The organism is Steroidobacter cummioxidans (assembly GCF_003104955.1).
Genome location: NZ_LSRW01000073.1, coordinates 1 through 22,722 on the forward strand (window position 1 = coordinate 1; position 22,722 = coordinate 22,722).

Below are 22,722 nucleotides of genomic sequence, written 5' to 3' on the forward strand. Positions count from 1 at the left end.
GGCTCGGAGATGTGTATAAGAGACAGGGCGCCGACTGGCCGATGCTCGAAAAGCATGTGCCAATACGACGGCCTTCGCTCCCGCGAGCGAAATCGGGTACCAATGGAAACATTGCAGAACGGAAGGCGCGATCGCCGCGAACGCAGCGACGCGAACATCCGCCAGCCCCTTCCACGAGAGCCCGACAGCCTATGCGCGTCTTGGCGACGCGCGATTCTCGGCAGGTCTTCGGGCTCATGGGCTTCGGCGAATGCCGACTACTTGGCGCTGCTTCCCAGGCTAAAGCCCAGTGCTGTGTGCGCCGTTCGTTCCCAATTACCGCTGCGGGGCAGCTCCGGAATGCGCGCAGTGATTACAACGCGGTCACCGGATTCCCTTTTCAGCCCGCTCCACTGATCTTGGGGCGGGCACCGAGAAGGGCGGCAAAGTATTGTGTCTGGAGACGAGAGTCAACTGGCGTCGTTGCTAGCAACTGCGTGGCAGTTGCATGTTTCGCGTTGTCACATCGCCCCGCAGCGGCGCGTTGACAGCGCGCCAGCGTCAACCTATCTTTCCTCGCGCCAGCGGTGTCCGCCTGCGAACAAGCGGACTTAATAGGGAATCCGGTGCGGGCTCATGAGCCCAATGCCGGAACTGCCCCGCAGCGGTATTCAGGAACGACCGTGGTCATGGCACTGGGCTGATTGCCTGGGAAGCGACCACCACTAGACCGAGTCGTCGACGACGATTCCCGCCTGAGAGTCCGAAGACCTGCCCTTGGCCATCGCGTAGCAAACATGCGCGGTGTCGGCTGTCGGGCTCTCGAGGGGTGGAGCTGGCGGGTCTTGCTCGCGGATGTTTCTTTCCGGCGGGCGCTCCGTCGTATTTCTCCTCGTTTTCGTCCGACCCTGCTCGCGGGAGCGGAAGACCATGTCCGTGACGAAAGCTGGCGGAGGCGACTTCGACCGCGTCGTACCGACATGTCCTCGCGCTTCCCGGGCGTTCTTGCTCGGAGGCATTCATCGTGTCAGTACTAGCTACGAATCTCGGTTTTCCCCGCATCGGCGTGCAGCGTGAGTTGAAGAGGGCGCTGGAGACCTATTGGCGGGGACAATCCTCCAAAGAAACACTGTTCGCCGCGGCAGCTCAATTGCGCGAGCGCCATTGGCAATTGCAGCAGCGCGTCGGGCTGGAGCACATCCCGAGCAACGACTTCTCTCTCTATGACCACATTCTCGATTTGAGTTGCATGCTCGGGTGCATACCGGATCGCTACGGCTGGCAGGGAGGAGAAATCGATCTCGGCCTGTACTTCGCCATGGCGCGCGGCCGCCAGGGCGGCGGTAAAGATGTCACGGCGATGGAGATGTCGAAGTGGTTCGACACGAACTATCACTACTTGGTGCCCGAGTTCGCCGCCGATCAAACATTCAAACTGTCGTCGTCGAAGGTGTTCGACGAATACTCTCGAGCCAGGGCGCTTGGCATAAAAACACGTCCGGTGCTGGTCGGGCCGCTGACCTATGTGACTTTGGGCAAGAAGCGCGCGGAAGCGGATTACTGTCGCAGCACGCTGATTCCGAAGGTCGTACCCGTCTACGTCGAAGCACTGCGCAAGTTGCAGAGCCTTGGCGCGGAATGGGTGCAGATTGATGAGCCCGCGCTGGTGCTGGACCTGCGACCACAGTATCGCGAGGCATGTAGTACCGCGTATCGTGACATCGCGGCTGCCGTCCCTGGCTTGAAGATTCTGTTGACCACTTACTTCGATGGTCTGCGCGACAACACGGACCTCGCGTTCTCTCTGCCGGTCACGGGTGTCCATCTGGATCTGTGCCGAGGTCCCGGGCAGGCCAACACGCTGGCGAATCAGGCCGACGATATCCTGGCCGCCGCTTTGGAGAAAGCGGCCGGCAAAGTGCTGTCTCTGGGCGTTGTCGATGGCCGCAATATCTGGAAGAACGATCTGAGCTTGTCGCTGTCGCGGATCGAGCGCGCCACCGCGAAGCTGGGCAAGGACCACGTGTTCGTGGCACCGAGCTGCTCGTTACTGCATACGCCCGTGGATCTTGCGGCGGAGCAGCAGCTCAATCCGACGATTGCGAACTGGCTGGCCTTCGCAACCCAGAAACTGACTGAGATTGCGACGCTCGCGCGTGGCGCGAATCGTGGCCGAGATGTCATTTATGATGAGCTCAACGCCAGCGATGCAGTACGCCGTCACCGCGCTGCATCGCCGGATATTCACAATCAAGAGGTGAAGCGTCGGCTGGCAAGCATCACTGCCGGAATGAAACAACGTCACAGCGCCTACGCCGAACGCCGCAAGCTGCAGTCGGAGCGCTTCAAGTTGCCGCCGCTGCCGACGACCACGATCGGTTCGTTCCCGCAGACGACAGAGATTCGGCAAGCGCGCGCCGCGTTCAAGAGCGGAGAAATCGACTCGGCGCAGTACCGGCAAGCCATGCAGAAGGAGATCCGCACGGTCGTCGACTATCAGCATCGCGTCGGCTTGGACGTGCTGGTCCACGGCGAGGCCGAGCGCAACGACATGGTCGAGTACTTCGGTGAGCAGCTGGCTGGCTTCGCTTTCACCAGCAAAGGCTGGGTGCAGTCCTACGGGTCACGTTGCGTGAAGCCGCCGATCGTCTTCGGCGACGTGTCGCGGCCCAAGCCGATGACAGTGGCATGGGCGACGTATGCGCAGAGCCTGACCGACAAGGTCGTGAAAGGCATGCTGACCGGGCCGATCACGATTCTGCAATGGTCGTTCGTGCGCGACGATCAGCCTCGCTCGGTGACGTCGCGCCAGGTCGCGCTGGCGATTCGCGATGAGGTGGCCGATCTCGAGCGGGCTGGGATTCGGATGATTCAGATCGACGAAGCAGCGCTGCGCGAAGGCTTGCCGTTGCGCCGGGCGGACTGGCAGGCCTATCTGGACAACGCGGTCGAGGACTTTCGGATTGCTTCCTGCACCGTGGCGGATCAGACGCAGATTCATACCCACATGTGCTATTCGGAGTTCAACGACATCATGCCGTCGATTGCCGCGATGGACGCGGACGTGATCTCAATCGAGACCTCGCGCTCCCAGATGGAGCTGCTGGGCGCGTTCATCGATTTCCGCTATCCCAACGAAATCGGCCCGGGTGTCTATGACATTCATTCGCCACGTGTGCCCACGGTCGATGAGATGACCGCGCTGTTGAGGAAGGCGCGCCAGGTGCTGTCGCCGGAGCAGCTGTGGGTCAATCCGGACTGCGGTTTGAAGACACGCGGCTGGTCGGAAGTGGAGCAGGCGCTGGTCAACATGGTCGAGGCCGCCCGCCAGGTGAGGCAGCAGGTGTAATCTGCGCGGTGGCGTCGTTGGTGTTGACGCCTCCCGCGAACCACAATATCTTGTGTCCATCCTCGGTGCCCTCCCCAACATCATTGGGGCGGGCTGAAAAGGGAATCCGGTGACCGCGTCGGCCTTGCGACGCGCATTCCGGAGCTGCCCCGCAGCGGTAATTGGGAACGAACGGCGCACACAGCACTGGGCTTTAGCCTGGGAAGCAGCGCCAAGTAGGTCGGCATCAGCCGAAGCCCATGAGCCCGAAGACCTGCCGAAGATCGCGTGCCTGAAGGGTGCGCACAGGCTGTCGGGCTCTCGTGGGAAAGGGCTGGCGGATGTTCGCGTCGCGGCGTTCGCCGGCGATCGAGTGTTCCGTTCCCCATAGTTTTCCATCGATGACCCGATTTCGCTCGCGGGAGCGAAGGCCGTCGTAACAGCTCGTGCTTCGTGCGCGTGCTGTGCGTCGTCTTTTGCGTGCCGCGAGCCCCATGTTTCGGGGAAGAACAACGATGGAAACGCTCGCAGCGACGACGGTAGGCAAGCCCTCAGCACGTGTTGATTCGCATCAAGCCGACTTTCATTTGACGCCGCCACACTCGGCTCGCACGCAGATGCGAGTCACGAAGCGCAACGGCGAGCGCGAAGCGGTCGACGTGAACAAAATCGTCAAAGCGGTTGGGCGCTGTGGCGATGGGCTCGATGCGGTCGATCCGATGCGCGTCGCGCTGAAGACGATTGCCGGTCTCTACGACGGCGCGACCACGCGCGAGCTGGACGAGCTGTCGATTCGTACCGCCGCGTCATTCACGTTCGAGGAGCCGGAGTACTCGCGTCTCGCGGCCCGGTTGCTCGCGGGATTCATCGACAAGGAAGTGCAGGGGCAGGGTATTTATTCATTCTCGCAGTCCATTCGCCTCGGCTTCGATGTCGGGCTGATCAACGAGCGGGTGATGAGCTTCGTCGAGAGCAACGCACGCAAGCTCAACGATGCAATCGCTGCGCGCAGCACGCAGGAATTCGAATACTTCGGCCTGAAGACGCTCCATGACCGCTATCTGCTGAAACATCCGACGCGCCGGCTTGCGCTGGAGTCGCCGCAACAGTTCTGGATGCGGATCGCGTGTGCGCTCAGCACGACTGTGCACGAGGCGATCGATCTGTATCAGGTGTTCTCGTCGCTGGATTACATCCCCAGCTCGCCGACGCTGTTCAACGCCGGCACGCGCCACGAGCAATTGTCGAGCTGCTTCCTGCTCGACTCGCCGGGCGACTCGCTCGAATCCATCTACGATCGCTACAAGGACATCGCGCTGCTGTCGAAATTCTCCGGCGGCATCGGTGTGGCCTGGCATCGCGTGCGCTCGGAGGGATCGCTGATCCGCGCGACCAACGGCTTGTCGAACGGCATCGTGCCCTGGTTGAAGACGCTCGACTCGTCGGTCTCGGCGGTGAATCAGGGCGGTAAGCGCAAGGGCGCGGCATGCGTGTATCTCGAACCCTGGCACGCCGACATCGAGGCATTCCTCGAGCTTCGTGACAACACCGGCGACGAAGGCCGTCGCACCCATCACATCAATCTCGCGAACTGGATCTGCGATCTGTTCATGCGCCGCGTGGAAGCAGATGAGATGTGGTCGCTGTTCGATCCGAAGGATGTGCCACAGTTGCCGGATCTGTGGGGCGAGGCGTTCGAGTCGGCTTATATCCAGGCCGAAGCGCAGGGCTTGGCCCGGAAGGCCATGCGTGCCCGCGATTTGTATGCCCGCATGATGCGGACGCTGGCGCAGACCGGTAACGGTTGGATGACGTTCAAGGACAAGTGCAACCGTGCGGGCAATCAGACGGCGCGCGACGGCAATGTGATTCATCTGTCCAACCTTTGCACCGAAATCCTCGAGATCACCAGCGAAGGCGAGACGGCGGTTTGCAATCTAGGCTCGATCAACCTCGGCCGCCATGTGAGGGACGGTGCGTTCGATTTCGACAAGCTCGCGCAAACGGTGCAGACCGCCGTGCGTCAGCTGGATCGTGTCATCGATCTCAACTTCTATCCGATCGCCACCGCGCGCGCGTCGAACATGCGTTGGCGCCCAGTCGGGTTGGGCGTGATGGGCTTGCAGGATGTGTTCTTCCAGATGCGCCTGGCGTTCGACAGCCCGCAGGCGAAGCAGATGTCGACGCGCATCGCCGAGACCATCTACTTCCATGCGTTGCGCACTTCGATGGAACTGGCGCGCGAACTGGGTTCTCACGATGCATTCAAGGACACGCGAGCAGCGGAGGGCGAGTTGCAATTCGACAGCTGGGGCATTGCGCCGTCGGATGCCGCACAGTGGGACGCGTTGCGCACCGAAATCAAAGCTCACGGCCTGCGCAACAGCTTGCTGATTGCCATCGCACCGACTGCCACGATCGCATCGATCGCAGGTTGCTACGAGTGCATCGAGCCGCAGGTCTCGAATCTGTTCAAGCGCGAGACGTTGTCTGGCGACTTCCTGCAGGTGAATCGCTATCTCGTGGAGGAGCTGAAGCAGCTCGGTCTGTGGACCGACGAGATCCGCAATCAGATCAAGCTGGCCGACGGCTCGGTGCAGGGCATCGCTGATATTCCTGAAGCGCTGCGCGCCATCTATCGCACGGCCTGGGAGTTGCCGATGCGTGCGCTGATCGACCTGGCGGCAGCGCGGGGCGCGTACATCGATCAGAGCCAGTCGTTGAACCTGTTCATGGCCAATCCCACGATCGGTCAGCTCTCCAGCATGTACATGTATGCATGGAAGAGCGGCATCAAGACGACCTACTACCTGCGCTCGCGGCCCGCGACCAACATTGCCAAGACGACGGTACAAGCGACGCAGGCGCAGGTGAGTGACACCGCCGCGGTGGTGTGCTCGTTGGAGAATCCTGAAATGTGCGAGGCCTGCCAGTGAGCGCCGTCATGACTTCACGAAAAGCTTCGTTGCTGGACTCGGGCTTCGACCTGACGTTGCGGCCGATGCGCTACCCGCGCTTCTATGAAATGTATCGGGCCGCGATCAAGAACACCTGGACGGTCGAGGAGATCGATTTCCAGATCGACCTGGGACATTTGAGTCAGCGCATGACCCCGGCTGATCGGCACTTGATCGAACGGCTGGTGGCGTTCTTCGCCACCGGAGACTCGATCGTCTCCAACAACCTGGTCATCAGCCTGTACCGGCATATCAACTCGCCGGAGGCGCGGATGTACCTGTCGCGCCAGCTGTTCGAGGAGGCGCTACACATCCAGTTCTACCTGACGCTGCTCGACAACTACGTTCCGGATCAGCAGCGCCGGGCACAGGCGTTCGCGGCCATCGAGAACATTCCATCGATCCGTCGCAAGACGGAGTTCTGCCAGAAGTGGACAGATGAGGTGTTCGGGCTGCAGCGGATTGCGAGCGATGACGACAAGCGCCGCTTCCTGCTGAATCTCACGTGCTTCGCCAGCTGCATCGAAGGGCTATTCTTCTTTGGTGCGTTCGCTTACGTCTACTTCCTGCGCTCACGCGGCCTGTTGCCGGGATTGGCGGCCGGCACCAACTGGGTGTTCCGCGATGAGAGCGCACACATGGCGTTCGCGTTCGAGGTGATCAACACCGTACGCCGCGAAGAGCCGCACCTGTTCGATGCGTCTTGGGCGCAGCAGGTGCAGACCATGATCGAAGAGGCGGTCGAGTGCGAAGCCGCGTTCGCCGCCGACGTGCTGTCCGGCGGCGTCGTCGGGCTCACCAAGCGCGAGATGCGGCAGTACCTCGAGTACGTCGCCGACCAGCGCCTGCGCGCGCTACACCTGCCAACCCGTTACAACGTTCGCAATCCGTTTGCGTTCATGGAGCTTCAGGACGTGCAGGAGCTGACGAACTTCTTCGAGCGGCGCGTTTCGGCCTATCAGGTCGGCGTGCAGGGTGAAGTCGCGTTCGACGAGGCGTTCTGACGTCCGACCGTTCGAAGTAGCAGCATCGCCTTGAAAAGAGCAACGCTGGGTCGATGGCTGATCTGGGTTGGGCTGGGGTGGATGCTCGTCGTCAGCATCACTGGCATCTCGAGCATGTTTGCCGAGCCGCTGTACTCGGCGTGGCGTGAGTCAGTGGTGCAGCAGTTGGCGGGCGAGCCGATGGGTGATTTGCTACGCGGCGCGTCAATCGATCCGCAAACGGCCCTCGAAGCAGCCCACTTGGTGGATCCCGATGCGCGCGTTGTGAGTCTCGTACCGCCCGGCGCTCAGGGCGGCGCGCCGGGGCACTACGTCGTGTGGGTGGATGATTCGCGAATCGGGCGGTCGATGTCCCGCCCGATCCTGGTCCACGCACAGACTGGCTGGATCAAAGCTCCATACCAACTGCCGTGGTATCTAAAGCTGCTGCAGATGTCGCGGCAGCTGCACGATGCAGTAACGCCATCAGCCCTTCGGTTTGAACGCGTCGCTCAGCAATGTGCCGGAGAAGGCTTCACCGACGTTACCTTCCGTCGCGTACCGATAGAGCGCCGCTGAGTAGACGCCCTGCAGCGCCGTGTGCACGAGGGCCACAGCGACGACGGCCAGTGCGACGAGGACCGTGAAGGCAACGATGAGCGGGCCGCTGCCGGTCTGAGCGACGGCGAAGACGAACAACAACCCGATGCCGACCACGCAGATATAGAACAAGAAGAACACCAGACCCATGCCGGCGTTGCCGATGACGTTTTCACCCCAGGTTTTCTTCAGCAGCGTGGCGCTGTCCTTCACCGCATCCACCGGGCCGACGTTGCGGCTGACCAGAATGGGAACCGCCAGGAAGGTGGCCACCGTGAAGGCGACGCCGAGCAGGCCGGCGATCCAGCGGCCGATGAAGCCGGCGCGCTCCTCGATGAGGCGCAGAATCAGGCCGACGGTGGCGGCGATCGCGGCGTACCCGAGAATCTGCACGATCCGGGAGCTGGCAATGCGCAGACCGTCGGCAACCGTCGGGTTGCCGCCGTCGAGCCGGATCATGGCCGCGCCCACCAGCGCCGAGTTGAAGAAGAAAATGACGAAGTACTGCACCAGATAAAACAGGAACAGCACCACCAGCGAGCCGGCGCTGGCGGTCTCGTCGGCGAATTCCTGGAACGCACCGGTAAACATCAGCGGCACGATGAAACTCACGGCCACCAGCAGGGTGGCGATGGCGGAGAACAGCGGGAACAGGAGCAATTCTTTGTCCTGACGCAGGACGGTGCCGCTGGCCTTCACCAGTTGCCAGCTTCGAGAAAAGCGCGCGAACATAGTGTTTCCCTTATGTTGTTATGACTCGCCCACCCGCGGGCGACCGTGGCTACGGTACCCGACGGCGATGCTCGCGACAATTAACAATAATCGCCCACGCCGGCCCGCGGCGCTGTCCGGCTCGACTCGGGCTATCCGGCGCCCCAGCGTTCCAACAATGCGTTCACGGCGGCCGCCCCTTGTTCCGCCGGCCGCGGCTGTGTGGGAGGAGTGCGGCTGAAGCGTGGCGCCGGGGCATTCTGTAGCTGGCCGTCGACCTCGACAAATGTCTGACGTGCACGGTTGTGCGGGTGAAAGGGCGCCTCCGAGAGTTCCAGAACCGGGGCGAAACAAACATCTGTGCCTTCGAGCAGCGCGCACCACTCGTCGCGAGTGCGTGTCCGGAAGATCTCCGCCAAGCGAGGTTTCATTGCTTTCCAGACGCTGGCATCCAGGCCGCTGGCGCTGGTCATGCCCGTCGCTGCCATCTCGCTCTGCTGCAAATCGAGCTTCTCCATGAGCAGCGCGAAGAACTGCGGCTCGAGCGAGCCAATGCTGATGTATTTGCCGTCGCGAGTCTGGTACGTGTCGTAATAGTGCGCGCCGCCGGAAAGCAGGCTGGTTCCGACGCCGTCGGGATGCATACCGGTTGCTTGGAACCCGATGCTCATCGCCATGAGCGCGGTGGCGCCGTCCACCATCGCGGCATCGACCACCTGCCCGCGACCGGAACGCTGCGCTTCGAACAGGGCACAGACAATGCCGAAGGCCAGCATCATTCCGCCACCCCCGAAGTCGCCGACCAGGTTCAGCGGCGGCACTGGCTTCTCGCCCATGCGTCCGATGCCATGAAGCGCGCCGGTCAGAGCGATGTAGTTGATGTCATGACCAGCCGCGTGTGCCAAAGGACCTGTTTGTCCCCATCCGGTCATCCGGCCGTAGACCAGCTTCGGATTGAGCTCCAGGCAGACGGCCGGTCCAATGCCCAGGCGCTCGGCGACGCCAGGCCGATAGCCTTCGAATAGAACATCGGCGCGCGGTACCAACTGCAGCAATGTCTGTCGACCGGTCGCGCTTTTCAAATCGAGCGCCAGCCGGGTCCGATTGCGCATCAGCGGCTCATGACGCGTGTCATTCGCGGTACTGCGCTCGATCGTGATCACATCCGCGCCCATGTCTGCGAGCATCATCCCGCAGAACGGTCCGGGCCCGAGCCCGGCAATCTCGATGACGCGAACCCCGTGGAGCGGTCCCCCGCGCATCGATGACGAGCTCATTGCACGGCCTTGAATGCATCGTGGTCTGCAATCGCGACCGCGAAGCGCGTGCAGACGCTTTCGATGGCGTCTTCAGGTTGGGTGCCGGGCGGAACGACCGACCACACCATGCCGTAAAACAGCTGCGCCAGATACAACTGCCAGGCGGCTTCGAAGGAGGGCGGCTCGCCGCCAGCGCACTTCAACTCGTCCAGATAGGAGGCCAGCAACTCGCGCTCGTGAGCGCGGCGGTCCTCGATGCTCAGAAATCCGCAGAGGGTGTAAGCGGTATCCCAGATCCACGGTCCTCGCATCATGCGCTGCCAGTCGAGAAATCCGATCGCACCATCGGCGGTGAAATACATGTTTCCTAAATGGGGATCGCCGTGGAGCAGGCATTCGGGCAGGCGTTCGTTGGCTGCGAGCATTTTGTGAATCGCTGCGTGCACACGTGGTCCATCACGTAGCGGCGCAGGAATGCCTCTGGAGCGTGGCATCGACATCGCCGCATTCCAGCTCGTTGGCGCCATGAGGCGATCGATCACACCGTCGGTTCGTAGCGAGCCGCCACGCTCGCCAAACTTGCTCAACTCCGGACTGCGCCACCAACGTGCGTGCAAGCGCGCTTCCATTTTCAAGGTCTGTGCGACCAGATCCACTGAAGCCGGCTGCACTGGGTCGCCGAAGGATGCGTTGCTTGCGAGCAAATCTTCCATCAGCACGATGCCCTGGCCGGCCTCGGTATCGGACTGCGCGAAGTAGGCTTGCGGCGCGCGAACTATGTTCAACGGCGCTACGTCGCGATAGAAGAGCACCTCGCGCTGGAACGCGGCGCGGATGTTCTTTGCATACTCATGCAGCGCGCCCTTGATCCACATCGTGGCGGGCAATCGCGCCGCATGCCCGGCGGCGTTGTAGTCGAGCAGCAGCCGGACCTTCATACCCGTGCCGGCGATTTGCGTGCCGTGAAACACTGATTTCACTTGCACGCCGGGATAGTTGGAACTCAGCGCGGCGGTGAGCCAGTCCGCGGTGACTTCTTCGAGAGTGTTCGGCAGGGTCATGAGTTACCTTGATTCAGCGGCAGCCGGACATGCCGCCGTCGACATACAACTCCGTGCCGGTGAGGTACCGGCCGGCGCGGGAACATAGAAAGATGCACAGCCCGGCAATGTCGTCTTCGTGGCCGAGGCGGGCGAGGGGAATACGGGCAATCAACTTGTTCGCCTCGGCATCGTCCTTGCGGATGTGTGCGGTCATCTGCGTTGGAAAGTAGCCCGGCACGACGACATTGACGGTGATGTGCCGTTCGGCAACTTCGGCGGCGAGCACGCGAGACAGATGATGGATCGCCGCCTTGCTCGCCGAGTACGAGAAGGCGCCGATGCGCTCCACGACGCTGCCAGCCAGCGAGCCGATGTTGATGATGCGCGCCGGTTCTTCTTGTGAGCCGGCAGCTTGCAGTGCCGGCAACAGCTCGCGCACGAGCGTGAAAGGTCCCTGCACGTTGACCGAGAACACCGGATCCCAGGCTTTGTCGGGGAATTGGTCCAGCGGCGCACCCCAGGTCTTGCCGGCATTGTTGATGAGTGCATGCAGCCGCGGTTCGCGTTGTTTGATTTCACTCGCGAGCGCGACAGCCGCCGCCGGCGTTGCCAGATCGGCGGCGAGGGCGACGCAATCGCCCAGCGAGCGCAGTTCCTGCTCCGCGGCTTGAGCGGCATCGGCCTTGCGACTCGTGACGTAAACCTTGGCACCGGCGCGCAGCATCCCTTCAGCGATCATGCGGCCAAGACCGTGCACGCCGCCCGTGATCAACACGGTTTTGCCTTTGATATCGAATAACGTTTGCATGCGGTCAATCGAGCGTGACGACGATCTTGCCCATGCCGTGATTGCTCTCCAGGCTGAGCAGCGCATCGCGCGCACGGTCGAGCGTGAATTGTTGGTCGATCACTGGACGCAACTGCTTGCCGGCTACGAAATTGAGCATGTTTTGCCAAAGNNGTCGTCGAGCGTGCCCATGGCTGTTCCCAGCAAGCTGGCGTGACGCAGAAACAGATCGGGGGTGGAGAACTGAGCATCGACGCCGCCGGTCGAGCCGTAGATCACGACCCGCGCACCCATGTTCAGCGCGCGAATGTATTGAGAGAGCGATCCGGCCGGCGCGCCGTCGATGACTACATCGATGCCGCCGCTGAGCTTGGCGAGCGCCTTGCCCCATTTGTCTTGCGTATAGACGACGCCGCCCGCTGCGCCGAGTTGTTGGGCACGCTGGATTTTCTCCTCGGCGCTGCTGGTGACGAACACCTTTGCTCCGAGTGCGATTGCAAATGCACTGGCGAACGTCGCGACGCCGCCTCCGATGCCGGTGATCAATGCGTGCTCACCTGCCGCAAGCCGCGCTTTCACGCTCACTGCGCGCCAGGCTGTCAGACCCGCAGTGGGAAAGCAGGCCGCCTCTTCAAACGACAGAGCGGCTGGCTTGTCGAATGCGTTCGCCAGCGGCACACAGATATATTGTGCGAGCGTGCCGGGCAGCGGCATGCCATAGAGGGCGAATTGCTTGCTGGGATAATTGGGATTGTCGCCCCAGCCCAGGCCCGGATAGAGCACGACTTCACGGCCAATGTTTGCTGCGTCCACCCCGGAGCCAACGGCTTCGATGACGCCGGCGCCGTCTGCACCGAGGCCCGAAGGCAACTTCATGCCGGGATACTGTCCGCGGCTGATCCAGAGCTCGCGATAATTCAACGACGCGGCGCGCAGCGCGACCCGCACTTCACCCGCGGCAGGCGCGGGCTTGTCGATGTTCTGCAGTTCAACGGAGCCGGGGCCGTCCGTGCGCGTGAGCATCAATGCCTTCATGGGCACTCTCCGATCAGTAACTCAGCATTGGCGGTGACCGCCGGGCCGCGACCATCGACGTTCAACCAGGTCTCGCAGCTCACACGTGTGCCTTTTGTCTCCGACGTTATCGATGTCACGCGACCGCCAGCTTCGGCCGCGTCACCGCCGAATACGTTGGCAAGAAAGCGGGCATCGAGTTGCAGCAACGTCGACCTTGGAAAGGCGGCACGCAGCATGTTGATGATGTACGCGAGGTTCGCCGGACCCTGATTGATGACTCTATCGCCGAGCCCGAGTCTGGCGACCGCCGCGGGGTCGAGATGAATGGGATTCGGATCGCGCAGCACGGCTGCCAGCTGACGCATCTTCTCAGCGCTGACTGATTCGATCCGCAGGCTCGGCAGGGAATCTCCCACTGCGATCATGTGAGATTCCTCCGCGGCAGGATCCAGGTGTTGGTGACTTCCAGCACCGGCTCGCCCGACTCGCCTTCCAGGGTGAGTCGATACTCGAGCACATCCATCACGCCGAGCTTCTTGCTCTGCTTGCGAGTCAACGCGAGGATGGTGCCGCTGACCCGGTAGGTCACATCGGTCATCAGTGTGCTATGGAAGCGGCTGTTGCTGCTGCCGAGCATCGGCCCGTCTGCAGCGTCGAACTCGCAGATCGCGAGCAACCCATCCACGCTCACGCCCATGCCGGATTGCGTGGCGATGTATGAATAGATCTCGTGAGCGCGGCCGTCCGCCGCGGGCTCTGTCAGCAGGGCTTCGCAGAGCGCGCGGTTCTCCGCGCTGCTGATGCGGTATTCGCCACCAGGCAGGCGAGTACCGGCGACTTGAGGAGGTTGTTCGCCGGCCATGTCAGAAAGAGCGCGGCAAGCCGAGACTTTCGGCGATCACGTTGCGAGCCATTTCGTTGGTGATCGGTCCAATGCGCCACAGTCGCGAGTCGCGCCAGTAACGTTGCATGTCGGTTTCGGCGGAATAGCCCATGCCGCCAAGAATCTGAATGCCCAGGTCCGCAGCTCGATTGGCGTACTCCGACGCGGTGATCTTCAACATGCTCGATTCCATGTGCGCGTTGCGTCCATTCATTTGCAGCCATGCACAGTGCAACAGCATCAGCTCGACTTGATGACGCCACGTGGCGATGTCGGCGATGTAGTGTTGTAGGGACTGGAACTCGCCGATGATCTTGCCGAACGCCTTGCGTTGCTTGGCGTAGTCGAGCGCATCTTCGAGCACACCATCGAGCACACCCAGACAGAACGCCGCGACCATGATGCGCTCGTTGTTGAGTGTGGGCAGCAGCATGTACCAGGCGTTGCCGGGCTCGCCGAGCACCAGCTCGTCCGGAACGAACACATCTTGGAGATGCACGGTGCAGGAGCCCATGGAGCGCATGCCGAGCTTCGGCAGCGGCGTGACCTTCACGCCGGGCGTCTTCGTGGGAATCCAGAACAAGCTCACGCCGTGGTGGCGCTTCTGGACATTCTTGTCGGTGCGAGCGAGCAGTAGCAGATAGTCGGCGACGTGCGCCGATGAGCTCCAGATCTTCTCACCGTTGATGATCCAGCCGCCGTCACCGCGGACTGCCTCGGTGCGCAATGCGCCCAACACGTCAGTGCCGCCGCCGGGCTCGGTGAATGCGATGGCCGCGCGCAATTTTCCGGCGGCGATCTCCGGCAGGAATTTTTCTTTCTGCGCGGCCGTGCCGTACACGCCGATGGACTTGCCGCCGGCGAACGAGGTGATGCCCCAGATCCAGGCGAGACCGCCCAGCGACCGTGCCAGCTCGCGCGCCAGCACCATCTGCATGACCAGATCGCCACCGGCGCCGCCGTAGCGCTCATCGATGCCGATGCCATGAAAGCCGGCTTCGGTGAATTTCTCCCACAACTCGAACGGATAATTGTGCTCGTCCTGTTCCAGCTTGCGGGCCCAGCTCTTGGGCGCTTCCCGGTCCACCCACTTGCGGACCATATCGCGGAAGCTTTGATGCTCTTCCGATAGTTCGAAATTCAACGCGCTTCTCCCGAGCCAGCGTTTTGCGATGGTTGCAGTGTCGAATTCGGGGGAGGGGCGCAGCACCTATCGAAAGATAGCGCAGCACAGGCGAGCAGCCCTTAGACTGCTGGCATGGATCAATCCGCGCCGAGCCTGCAGGCCCTCAATGAACGACTCACCAGGAGTCCGTTCAATCGCTGGTTACAGATCGAAGCGATGCGCATCGTGGCGCCCGGTCATGTGGAGTTGCGCATGCCATGGCGCGCGGAGTTGGAAGGCGGCAAGGGGATGACTCACGGTGGCATCTTCGCGTGCGTCATCGATGCGTCGGCGTTTGCAGCGATTCTGTCTGTGAAAGGGCAGACGGGTCCGACCATCGACATGCGGGTCGATTTTCACGCCAATGCCTTCGATGCGGATTTCAACATCGACGCGCACGTGATTCGCGCCGGCTCGCGAATCGCGACGGCCGACGTGCGCATCCTCAGTGCGAGCGACAAATTGCTCGCGAGCGGTCGCTGCGTGTACGCGGCCGCCGGTTAAGAAGCAATCAAGCCAAACTGCCGGGCACGTTCAACCGCTCGCTGTCGGCGGCGGGTGCCAATCTTGTCGTAGACCTGCTGCAGGTACCACTTGATGGTTCCTTCGGTCATGCCGAGTCGCTCGGCGACTTCCTTGTTGCGCAAGCCCGAAGCGACCAGCGTGAGAATTTCACGTTCACGCTCGCTGAAGCGACCGTACAAGCCTTCGTCGTTGACTGGGTCGTCCGTCGTGGCACGAGCAGAGCGATCGCCGCCGTCCAGCACATTCAGCAGCTCGGCCGCAAAAGCATCGGTCGGATGCGCGGATTCGGTGACTTCGACCGATTCGAGCAGCGTGCGCATGATCGCGCCTTCATCGATGAAGCTGCGCAAGCAGCGCACGTTTACGCCGTGCGTGAGCGCCTCGCGTAGCGCGCGTTGGGCTGCCAGCTTGTTACCGCTGGTGAAATGAATGCAGGCGAGCAGAATGTCCCAACGGATCAGTGACAGGATGGCGCCGCGCGCGGCACAAAAGCTCCGCCACTGACGAGCGACGGTGGTCGCTTCGAACAAATGATCGGAGGCCTGGGCAATGCGCACCCAGGTGATCGCGCGATATTCATCTCTGGTCGTCACCGCCTCGCCCGGCGTTGGCGCGCGATCGGTCACTACGATGCCTTGCGCAGCCGCGTAACGAATCGCGTCATCCGCTCGCCCGGTCTCGATCAATATACGCACGCGCTCCGCAATCAGTGCGAGCTTGAGCCGCTCCAGGTCGCGCTCGACGGCGATGGCCATGCCATCGTCCAAGGTTTGTAAGGCGGCGGCGATGTCCCGGCGTGCGTGATGCAGCTTGGCTTGCGTGGTGAACGCTGAAACCAGTTGATCGACGAACCCGAAGCCCACCGCCGAGGGCATGGCTTCGTCGATCAGTTGCGCGGCAAGATCGAGTTCGTTGCTCTCGTAGACCAATTCCGCCAGCGGCAAGGAGCACACGGCGGTAGCAGAGGAATGACGGCCGCTGTACTTGACGCCTTCATCGCGCCCCTGCTCGAGAACGGCGCGCGCTGCCAACGTCTTGCCAGCAAGAAACTGAAACGGTCCGATGCTCGCTTGCAGACCCACGGCCGCGAAACTGTAGACCGAGCGTTTCATGATGCCGTGTGCGGTCGCGAACAGCTTCTCGAAATCTGCGAGTTTGTATTGCTCGCGGCGCGCGGCGAGCAGGTGGCCGTAAATTGTGCCTTTGAGATAGGGATGTTGCTCTTCGGGATACTCATCGAGCAGGTGCTGACAGCGGCGCTCCACGTCGGGCATCTGATCATGAGCCGCGGTGAGCACCATCTCACGATGCAAATACAGATAGCGCAGCCGTCGCAGCTCGGCCGTCGGCACTTCGTTGGCTGCGGCCATCGCATCCAGGCGCTGGCCGGCGATGCGGATCAGCTCGGCAGCCTGCTCGAAGTGCAGGGCGCGCGTTTGGCGCCACGCCAGCGTCAAGAGCACGCCGGGATAGCGGTGCAGAATGGCTTCGGGAATCTGCTCGGCAAACTTGCTGACCAAGCGGACCTTGCCGACGTACGTCAGCTCCTGGCAACGCCGTTCCAGGAAATCCGCGGCGCGAACCGGTGCGCTGGCCTTGAGCGCGTGCTCGATGGCATCCACCGGCAAGCCGGCTTCCCAAAACCAATCGCTGGCACGTAGATGCAGCTCGCGGCTGGCCTGCGAGTCGTATTCATCCATGCGTCGCTGCAGGAACGTCGCAAACAGATGATGGTAGCGATGCCAATGACGTTCCTGATCCAGTTGCAGCAGGAACAGGCCGCGCTCTTCGATTTCATACAAGCGCCGGGTCGCGTCGGGCTGCCCGGTGACCGCCTCGCACAGCGACGGACAGAAGCGATCCAGGATCGAGGTCTTCAACAGGAATTCGCGCACCGGCTGCGGCTGCGCCGAGAACACTTCCTCGGCAAAGAAGTCGGAGACCGAGCGATTGCTGCCGCTGAAGCTGGCCAACATTTCCTTGGGCGCCGTGCCTCGGCGCAAGGCCAGGGTGGCGAGCTTCAAACCTGCGATCCAGCCTTCGGTGCGCTGTTGCAGAGTAGACAGATCCTGCTCGTCCAATGCGGAGTTGGCGGCGCCGGCGATGAAAGTCCGCGTCTCATCGGGTGTGAACTTCAGATCTTCCGCCTGCACTTCATGGAGTTGGCCGCGCGCACGGGCGCGAGCGAGGTGCAAGTCCGGCAGGGCGCGCGACGCGGTGATGAAAGCAGTGCCGACGGGCGCTTGCTCGATCAACCGGCCCAATGCATGGATAGGCTCGGGCGCGAGCACGTGGGCGTCATCGATGAACAAATAGACCGCGCCGCCATTCCGTTGCAGGGCTTCTATGATGACGTGAGTCAGAAATTCACTGGACGCGAACGCGTCAGTGCGCAGGACTCGATCCAGTCTCGGCTCGAACGACACGCCCGCGTCGGACAACGCGGCGGCGATGTACCACAACAAGCTGACTGCATCGTTGTCCGAAGCATCCGCAGTCAGCCAGCCGCAGGCGCGGCCCGAGGAGCGCAAGGTCCGATACCATTGCGACAACAAGCTGGTCTTGCCGTAACCGGCCGGTGCCAGCACCACCGTGAGCCCGGCATGCTCGGCTTCGGCGAGTCGATTCAATAGCCGCGGTCTGTCGATGAGACTGGCGGCTTCGCTCGGCGGCGTCAACCGCGTTCGAATGATTCCCACAGCGGCTCCCCCCGGATACCGGTCAGATCATAGCCTCGACTTCATGCAGCTTGTAGTCTGCGCAACAAGCCGAGGCGATCGCGAATCACACGGCCGGCGACGATGCGGCCATCGCGCACCGTGACCAGCCCTGTCATGTGAAGAAATACTGGCCTGTTCGCCCAGCGCGGCTCGGCGCCCGCGAAGTCTTCCAGCAACGTGCCGGTCTGCTTGATACGGAACGCGACCTGTTCACCTGCCGAGAACAGATCGTCGATGGTGGCGCCCTGCGGGCGCAGCACTCGTTGCAGTGGGCTGCCAGTCCACGCGTCGTCGCATACGACGTTTTCGATCTCGGTCAGGTCTCGATGTTGTAGCACGTCGCGAACAACAGTCTCTGCTTGATTGTTCGCCGGCTCGGCGACCGTGTCCCACGGCGCCAGCGCTGGCGTTTCGACCGGTTTGGGTCGTCCGCTCGCGAGCTGCTCCCGTCGCGAGTAGTAATCCTGTTCGACAAAGTTTTCCGTCAATCGTTCGCCATCCCATTTATACAAACCAATGCCGCCCCACGAGGCCAGTGCCCCGTCATGGCGCATGGAGGCGCCATGCTCGGAGAAACGCATGCACAGGCGCGAACCGTTGGTGACGATCTGATTGACCGTGAGCCCCAGGCCGGGGAATTGCTGGAATTGCTTGTTGGTCGCGGGCTTGTATTGCGTGTCGCGGCCGCTGAGATTATAGGTGCCCATGTGCAACGTGTAGTTGGGCACCATGATTTCGTCGCACACGCTGAAGTCATGACGGTTGGTGTAATCGCACACATAGCGGCGCATCAGCGCCACGAATTTATTCATGGGGGTCTCAAGCGTCGAAAAGAACGTGCAGCGGACGGTAGGAGCGCATGAACAGATTGGCGAAGCGCGGTGGCTCGGCGTCCAGATCGGGCCGGACGTTCGGTAGCCGATCGAGCACGCCGTTCAAGGCATCGCGCATTTCCATTCGCGCCAGGCCCATTCCGACGCAACTGCGCGGGCCGTATCCGAACGTGAGGTGATCGCGCATGCGAGGGCGTGCCAGATCAGGATGCGACGGACACTGCCCGAAGCGCTTTGGATCGCGATTGGCCGCACCGTGCAGCAGGATGAGCACTTGATCCTTCGCGACATCGACGCCACCCAGATTGCAATCCTGATTGGCGCGTCGATAGCGCCATTGCGGCGAGCCATACAAGCGCTGCGCTTCCTCGATGACGTTGGCCAGTTGCTCGCGGTCGTTCGCCACGGCGCTTCGGATCTCCGGATTCCACAGCAACAGGTAGAGGGAATTGGCGATGCCGTGCACCGTCGTGTCGGCGCCGCCCAGATAGAGCTCGCGACAGATCGCCAGCGCGTCCGCTTCGGACAACTCGCCGTATTCGTGGGGCGCCTCTTTCCAGACGCGACTGATGAAATCGTCCTGCGGCCGTTCGCGTCGCTCCCGAATGAACGGCAGGAGGATGTCGTTGATGGCGGCAGATGCGGCACGCGCATCGCGCACGCCTTCCTCGTCGTAGTAGCCGCGCCCGATCCACTTCATGATCTCTTCATTGAGCTGCAGCGTCTTGCGGATCAGCTCATCGTCTTGCCAGGGCATGCCGAGCAGGGCGCAGATGACGCGAGGTGGAATCTCGTCGCCGAAATCGGCGGCGAGGTCCGCGCGGCCGCCCTTTGCCAGCACCCGATCCAGCATTGCCTGGATGATGGGCACGATAATCTGCTCGCGATACGAAGCGAGCGCTCTGGGCGAGAGCAGGGTCTGGTGGAAGCGCCGCATGCGCGAGTGCTGCTCGCCTTGCGAGACGGTGATGTTGGCGAGGCCGCCCTTGAGCTCGACGATCAGCGGATCGGCGTCGGCATACATGTTCCGGAACAGCGCCGGCTCATTGAGCTCGACGTGCCGGCACAGCTCGGCGTCGAGCACCAGCCAGCCTTTGAGCGAGTCGTCCCAGACCACTGTGCCTTGTTGTCGCAAGGTCTCGTAGGCCGGAAACGGATCGGCGTTCTCCAACGCCCGCATGGTGATCGGACAGCTCATCAGTCCCCCTGCTTGTTGGTCGGCTCCGACGGACAGTCGTCCGCCACGTTGTAGATCGAGCCTGCGGGCCGGGCCGGTTCGCAACACCTATCGAACGATAGGCCCGGCGGGCGCGCGCCTGCGGGTAGCGTCCAGCCCATGAACAGGGCCGAAGACACTGCCAAATCGCCGCAGACCAGCGGCATGCAAGCCAAAATTGCCGATCTGCGCGCACGACAGCAGCGCGCGCGGGAAATGGGCGGGCCAGAAGGACTGCGACGTCATCGCGAGTCGGGGCGGCTGCCGGTGCGTGAACGAGTGGCGTTGCTCGTCGACGACGGCTCCTGGTTCGAGATCGGCGCGCTCGGACTCCCGGAGCGACGTACTGAACGGCATGTTCCCGGCGACGCGGTCGTCACGGGATTCGCGCGGCTCGACGGGCGTCGCATCGGTGTCGTCGGCATCGACTCCAGTGTGCTGGCCGGCACGACCGCACCGACCAGCATGCGCAAGCAGGGCAAGCTGATCGAGATGGCACAGCGCTTCGGCTTTCCGTTGGTGTTGCTGTGTGATGCCGACGGCGGACGCATTCCGGATGTGATGGGCTGGCGGTTCAGTCATTTGCCGCTGGATTTCAAGACGTTCGTGAAATCGCCGGAAGGGCAGGCACCGGTGCCGCGTGCGGCGGCCATCCTCGGACCCTCGTATGGCGACTCGGCGCTGCATGCGTCGACGGCGCATTTCGTCGTCATGGTGCGCACTGGCTCAGTCGCGCTGTCCGGGCCTTCAGTGGTATCCGCGGCGATTGCGCAGGAGGTGAGCGATCAGGAGCTGGGTGGACCGGCGGCTGCGCTGTCGGTGGGCAATGCGTTGCTGGCAGTCGACAACGAACGCGAAGCGATGGATGCGATCGCAGCCTTCCTTTCCTATTTGCCAGCGAACGCTTCGCTGCCGGCGCCATCCGCACCGGCTCGTGCACCGGCGCGTCCGGTTGCCGAGCTGGAGCAACTCGTGCCCAGCGGCGCGAAGTCCGCCTATGACATGAATGAGGTTATCGAAGCCATCGCGGATGAAGCGAGCATTCTGCCCTGGGGTGCCGAGTGGGGACCGAGCCTGATCTGCTCGCTGGCACGCATCGAGGGTCATCCCGTCGGTATCGTCGCGAATCAACCCTTGGTCGGCGCAGGCGCGCTCGATCCGCACGCTTTGCGAAAAGAACACGATTTCGTGCATCTGTGCGACACCTTCAATGTGCCGCTGGTGTTCCTGCATGATGTGCCCGGCTTATTGATCGGTACCGATGCCGAGCGCAACGGCATCCTGCACGCGTATGAAAAACTCGTGTCGCGCATTGCTGACGCCAAAGTGCCGAAGATCGGCGTGGTGATTCGCAAAGCCTATGGCGGCGGTCATTTCGCGATGGGCGGGCGACCGACGCATCCCAGTTTTCAATTTGCATGGCCGTCGGCGGAGATGGGCTTCATGGCGCCCGAGGCTGGCGTGCAAACGGTGTATCGACGCCGTCTCGATCGAGTGGCGAGAGAGCAGGGCGATGCCGCGGCCGCCGAGCTCGCCGCGCAATTGATACAAGAATGGGTGACCGAATCCGAGCCATGGGAGGCGGCGGCGCATTTGTCGCTCGATGACGTGATCGAGCCTGCGCAGACGCGCGATGTAATCGCGCAGGCGATCGATATCGCGTGGGGCGATCGACCAATGCGAGTGACAGGACAGTGGTGATGACACGCTCCGTCGATGCATTGTTTCAGCCGTTCACCTTGAACGGACTGCATCTGCCGAATCGAATCGTGATGGCGCCGATGACGCGCTGGCGCTCGCCCGACGGCGTGCCCGGCCCGGATGTCGCGGCCTATTATCGGCGCCGCGCGGAGAACGATTGCGGCCTGATCATCACCGAAGGCACGACCGTCGATCATCCCGTCGCCTCGTATTCAGTGCGGGTACCGAACTTCTACGGCGCCTCGCTGCCCGCGTGGCGCAAGGTGGTCGAGCAGGTGCATGACGCCGGCGGCAGGATCATGCCGCAGCTCTGGCACGTCGGCGTGTCGCGCCATCCTGCCATGGACTATCCGAACAAACATTTGCCGAGCCTGAGCCCATCGGGACTGTTTCTGCCTGACAAGCGACCGGTGGCGCCACCCGCCACGCAGGGGGAAATCAAAACGGTCATCGACGCATTCGCCAGCGCAGCCCGGGCGGCACGCGAGCTCGGCTTCGACGGCGTGGCCATCCACGGTGCGCATGGTTATCTGTTCGATCAATTTTTCTGGGCCTCGATCAATCAGCGCGATGACGAGTATGGCGGCGACGTGGCGGGGCGCACGCGCTTCGCGGTCGAGACCTTGCACGCGATCCGTCGCGAGGTCGGCAACGATTTTCCCATCATGTTCCGCATTTCGCAGTGGAAGGAGCAGGACTACACCGCGAAGCTGGCGCGCACGCCCCTGGAATTGCAACAGCTGTTGCAAAAATTGGCGGACGCAGGTGTCGATGCGTTCGATTGTTCGCAGCGACGTTACTGGGAGCCGGAGTTCGCCGGGTCGTCACTCAATCTAGCGGGGTGGGCCAAGCAGCTCACTGGCAAAGCGACCATGACGGTGGGCAGCGTTGGTCTGTCCAAGGAGCTGATTTAACGCGGGGGTGCGGAGTCGTTTGGGGCAAAACGCGCCGAAAGTCGCCAAACATCGATCCGCTACTGGAAACGACTTTGAGGCGGGGAGAGTTTTGACTTTGG

General features: G+C 62.4%; 19 protein-coding genes and 3 riboswitches. Of the genes, 7 read left to right on the top strand and 12 right to left on the bottom strand.

Features of this window, described 5'->3' with window-relative positions; translation table 11 throughout:
- Positions 1–202: 202 nt before the first annotated feature.
- A riboswitch (cobalamin riboswitch) is annotated at positions 203–430 on the bottom strand.
- Between the two features lie 117 nt (positions 431–547).
- Positions 548–772: riboswitch (cobalamin riboswitch) on the top strand.
- Between the two features lie 231 nt (positions 773–1,003).
- From metE to D0550_RS27365, 4 genes are all read left to right on the top strand, one after another.
- Positions 1,004–3,328, top strand: coding sequence for a 5-methyltetrahydropteroyltriglutamate--homocysteine S-methyltransferase (gene metE, locus D0550_RS27350; protein ID WP_116812379.1), 2,325 nt, complete (start codon positions 1,004–1,006; stop codon positions 3,326–3,328).
- A gap of 46 nt (positions 3,329–3,374) precedes the next feature.
- Positions 3,375–3,603, top strand: a riboswitch (cobalamin riboswitch).
- A gap of 219 nt (positions 3,604–3,822) precedes the next feature.
- Positions 3,823–6,243 carry a ribonucleoside-diphosphate reductase subunit alpha gene (locus D0550_RS27355; RefSeq protein WP_116812380.1) on the top strand — a complete coding sequence of 807 codons (2,421 nt, stop codon included), beginning with the start codon at positions 3,823–3,825 and terminating at the stop codon, positions 6,241–6,243.
- Positions 6,244–6,251: 8 nt separating this feature from the next.
- Entirely contained in the window at positions 6,252–7,268 is a 1,017-nt protein-coding gene (locus D0550_RS27360) for a ribonucleotide-diphosphate reductase subunit beta (RefSeq protein ID WP_116812445.1), read from the top strand.
- A 30-nt stretch (positions 7,269–7,298) separates the two neighbouring features.
- Positions 7,299–7,826: a hypothetical protein gene (locus D0550_RS27365; protein WP_153067374.1), complete on the top strand. Its 528-nt coding sequence runs from the start codon at positions 7,299–7,301 to the stop codon at positions 7,824–7,826.
- Here the strand turns inward: D0550_RS27365 and D0550_RS27370 are convergent.
- From D0550_RS27370 to D0550_RS27405, 9 genes are all read right to left on the bottom strand, one after another.
- The gene (locus D0550_RS27370; RefSeq protein ID WP_116812382.1) at positions 7,734–8,579 is read right to left on the bottom strand and encodes a DUF6159 family protein; all 846 of its coding nucleotides are present in this window, start codon (positions 8,577–8,579) and stop codon (positions 7,734–7,736) included. The two genes, D0550_RS27365 and D0550_RS27370, sit on opposite strands and share 93 nt — an antisense overlap.
- Before the next feature lie 131 nt (positions 8,580–8,710).
- Positions 8,711–9,835 carry a CaiB/BaiF CoA transferase family protein gene (locus tag D0550_RS27375; protein ID WP_241520944.1) on the bottom strand — a complete coding sequence of 375 codons (1,125 nt, stop codon included), beginning with the start codon at positions 9,833–9,835 and terminating at the stop codon, positions 8,711–8,713.
- On the bottom strand, positions 9,832–10,878 hold the full coding sequence (locus D0550_RS27380) for an aminoglycoside phosphotransferase family protein (RefSeq protein ID WP_116812383.1): 1,047 nt from the start codon (positions 10,876–10,878) through the stop codon (positions 9,832–9,834). Before D0550_RS27380 ends, D0550_RS27375 begins: the two co-directional genes overlap by 4 nt.
- A 13-nt stretch (positions 10,879–10,891) precedes the next feature.
- Positions 10,892–11,668: an SDR family oxidoreductase gene (locus tag D0550_RS27385; RefSeq protein ID WP_116812384.1), complete on the bottom strand. Its 777-nt coding sequence runs from the start codon at positions 11,666–11,668 to the stop codon at positions 10,892–10,894.
- A 4-nt stretch (positions 11,669–11,672) separates the two neighbouring features.
- Entirely contained in the window at positions 11,673–11,807 is a 135-nt protein-coding gene (locus D0550_RS35695; protein WP_206606582.1) for a zinc-binding dehydrogenase, read from the bottom strand.
- Positions 11,792–12,682, bottom strand: coding sequence for a quinone oxidoreductase family protein (locus D0550_RS27390; RefSeq protein ID WP_206606577.1), 891 nt, complete (start codon positions 12,680–12,682; stop codon positions 11,792–11,794). The genes D0550_RS35695 and D0550_RS27390 overlap by 16 nt, the downstream gene beginning before the upstream one ends.
- Positions 12,679–13,089 (bottom strand): MaoC family dehydratase, encoded by a 411-nt coding sequence (locus tag D0550_RS27395; RefSeq protein ID WP_116812385.1) that lies wholly within the window; start codon positions 13,087–13,089, stop codon positions 12,679–12,681. The genes D0550_RS27390 and D0550_RS27395 overlap by 4 nt, the downstream gene beginning before the upstream one ends.
- The gene (locus tag D0550_RS27400) at positions 13,086–13,526 is read right to left on the bottom strand and encodes a hypothetical protein (RefSeq protein WP_116812386.1); all 441 of its coding nucleotides are present in this window, start codon (positions 13,524–13,526) and stop codon (positions 13,086–13,088) included. Before D0550_RS27400 ends, D0550_RS27395 begins: the two co-directional genes overlap by 4 nt.
- Before the next feature lies 1 nt (position 13,527).
- Entirely contained in the window at positions 13,528–14,691 is a 1,164-nt protein-coding gene (locus tag D0550_RS27405) for an acyl-CoA dehydrogenase family protein (protein ID WP_116812447.1), read from the bottom strand.
- Positions 14,692–14,805: 114 nt separating this feature from the next.
- Between D0550_RS27405 and D0550_RS27410 the strand changes: the two genes are divergently transcribed.
- Complete coding sequence (locus tag D0550_RS27410; protein WP_116812387.1) at positions 14,806–15,216, top strand: PaaI family thioesterase; 411 nt, start codon at positions 14,806–14,808, stop codon at positions 15,214–15,216.
- On the opposite strand, the gene D0550_RS27415 is transcribed toward D0550_RS27410, so the two are convergent.
- From D0550_RS27415 to D0550_RS27425, 3 genes are read right to left on the bottom strand one after another with little or no spacing between them, the layout of a single operon-like run.
- Positions 15,213–17,936 (bottom strand): winged helix-turn-helix domain-containing protein, encoded by a 2,724-nt coding sequence (locus D0550_RS27415; RefSeq protein WP_153067375.1) that lies wholly within the window; start codon positions 17,934–17,936, stop codon positions 15,213–15,215. The genes D0550_RS27410 and D0550_RS27415 overlap by 4 nt on opposite strands.
- 41 nt (positions 17,937–17,977) lie before the next feature.
- On the bottom strand, positions 17,978–18,769 hold the full coding sequence (locus D0550_RS27420) for an ester cyclase (RefSeq protein WP_116812389.1): 792 nt from the start codon (positions 18,767–18,769) through the stop codon (positions 17,978–17,980).
- A gap of 7 nt (positions 18,770–18,776) precedes the next feature.
- A complete protein-coding gene (locus D0550_RS27425) occupies positions 18,777–19,988 on the bottom strand; it encodes a cytochrome P450 (protein WP_116812390.1) in 1,212 nt (403 codons plus the stop codon).
- A 138-nt stretch (positions 19,989–20,126) separates the two neighbouring features.
- Here D0550_RS27425 and D0550_RS27430 point away from each other — a divergent pair, with 138 nt between their 5' ends.
- Both D0550_RS27430 and D0550_RS27435 read left to right on the top strand, forming a co-directional pair.
- Complete coding sequence (locus D0550_RS27430; RefSeq protein WP_116812391.1) at positions 20,127–21,707, top strand: acyl-CoA carboxylase subunit beta; 1,581 nt, start codon at positions 20,127–20,129, stop codon at positions 21,705–21,707.
- Complete coding sequence (locus tag D0550_RS27435; RefSeq protein ID WP_241520945.1) at positions 21,707–22,621, top strand: oxidoreductase; 915 nt, start codon at positions 21,707–21,709, stop codon at positions 22,619–22,621. The genes D0550_RS27430 and D0550_RS27435 overlap by 1 nt, the downstream gene beginning before the upstream one ends.
- The last annotated feature ends 101 nt before the right edge of the window (positions 22,622–22,722 follow it).

Coding starts and splice junctions, on each gene's coding strand:
- D0550_RS27355 (WP_116812380.1), top strand. CDS start 3,823: ATGGAAACGCTCGCAGCGACGACGGTAGGCAAGCCCTCAGCACGTGTT.
- D0550_RS27360 (WP_116812445.1), top strand. CDS start 6,252: ATGACTTCACGAAAAGCTTCGTTGCTGGACTCGGGCTTCGACCTGACG.
- D0550_RS27370 (WP_116812382.1), bottom strand. CDS start 8,579: ATGTTCGCGCGCTTTTCTCGAAGCTGGCAACTGGTGAAGGCCAGCGGC.
- D0550_RS27375 (WP_241520944.1), bottom strand. CDS start 9,835: ATGAGCTCGTCATCGATGCGCGGGGGACCGCTCCACGGGGTTCGCGTC.
- D0550_RS27380 (WP_116812383.1), bottom strand. CDS start 10,878: ATGACCCTGCCGAACACTCTCGAAGAAGTCACCGCGGACTGGCTCACC.
- D0550_RS27385 (WP_116812384.1), bottom strand. CDS start 11,668: ATGCAAACGTTATTCGATATCAAAGGCAAAACCGTGTTGATCACGGGC.
- D0550_RS35695 (WP_206606582.1), bottom strand. CDS start 11,807: ATGCTCAATTTCGTAGCCGGCAAGCAGTTGCGTCCAGTGATCGACCAA.
- D0550_RS27395 (WP_116812385.1), bottom strand. CDS start 13,089: ATGATCGCAGTGGGAGATTCCCTGCCGAGCCTGCGGATCGAATCAGTC.
- D0550_RS27400 (WP_116812386.1), bottom strand. CDS start 13,526: ATGGCCGGCGAACAACCTCCTCAAGTCGCCGGTACTCGCCTGCCTGGT.
- D0550_RS27410 (WP_116812387.1), top strand. CDS start 14,806: ATGGATCAATCCGCGCCGAGCCTGCAGGCCCTCAATGAACGACTCACC.
- D0550_RS27420 (WP_116812389.1), bottom strand. CDS start 18,769: ATGAATAAATTCGTGGCGCTGATGCGCCGCTATGTGTGCGATTACACC.
- D0550_RS27425 (WP_116812390.1), bottom strand. CDS start 19,988: ATGAGCTGTCCGATCACCATGCGGGCGTTGGAGAACGCCGATCCGTTT.
- D0550_RS27430 (WP_116812391.1), top strand. CDS start 20,127: ATGAACAGGGCCGAAGACACTGCCAAATCGCCGCAGACCAGCGGCATG.
- D0550_RS27435 (WP_241520945.1), top strand. CDS start 21,707: ATGACACGCTCCGTCGATGCATTGTTTCAGCCGTTCACCTTGAACGGA.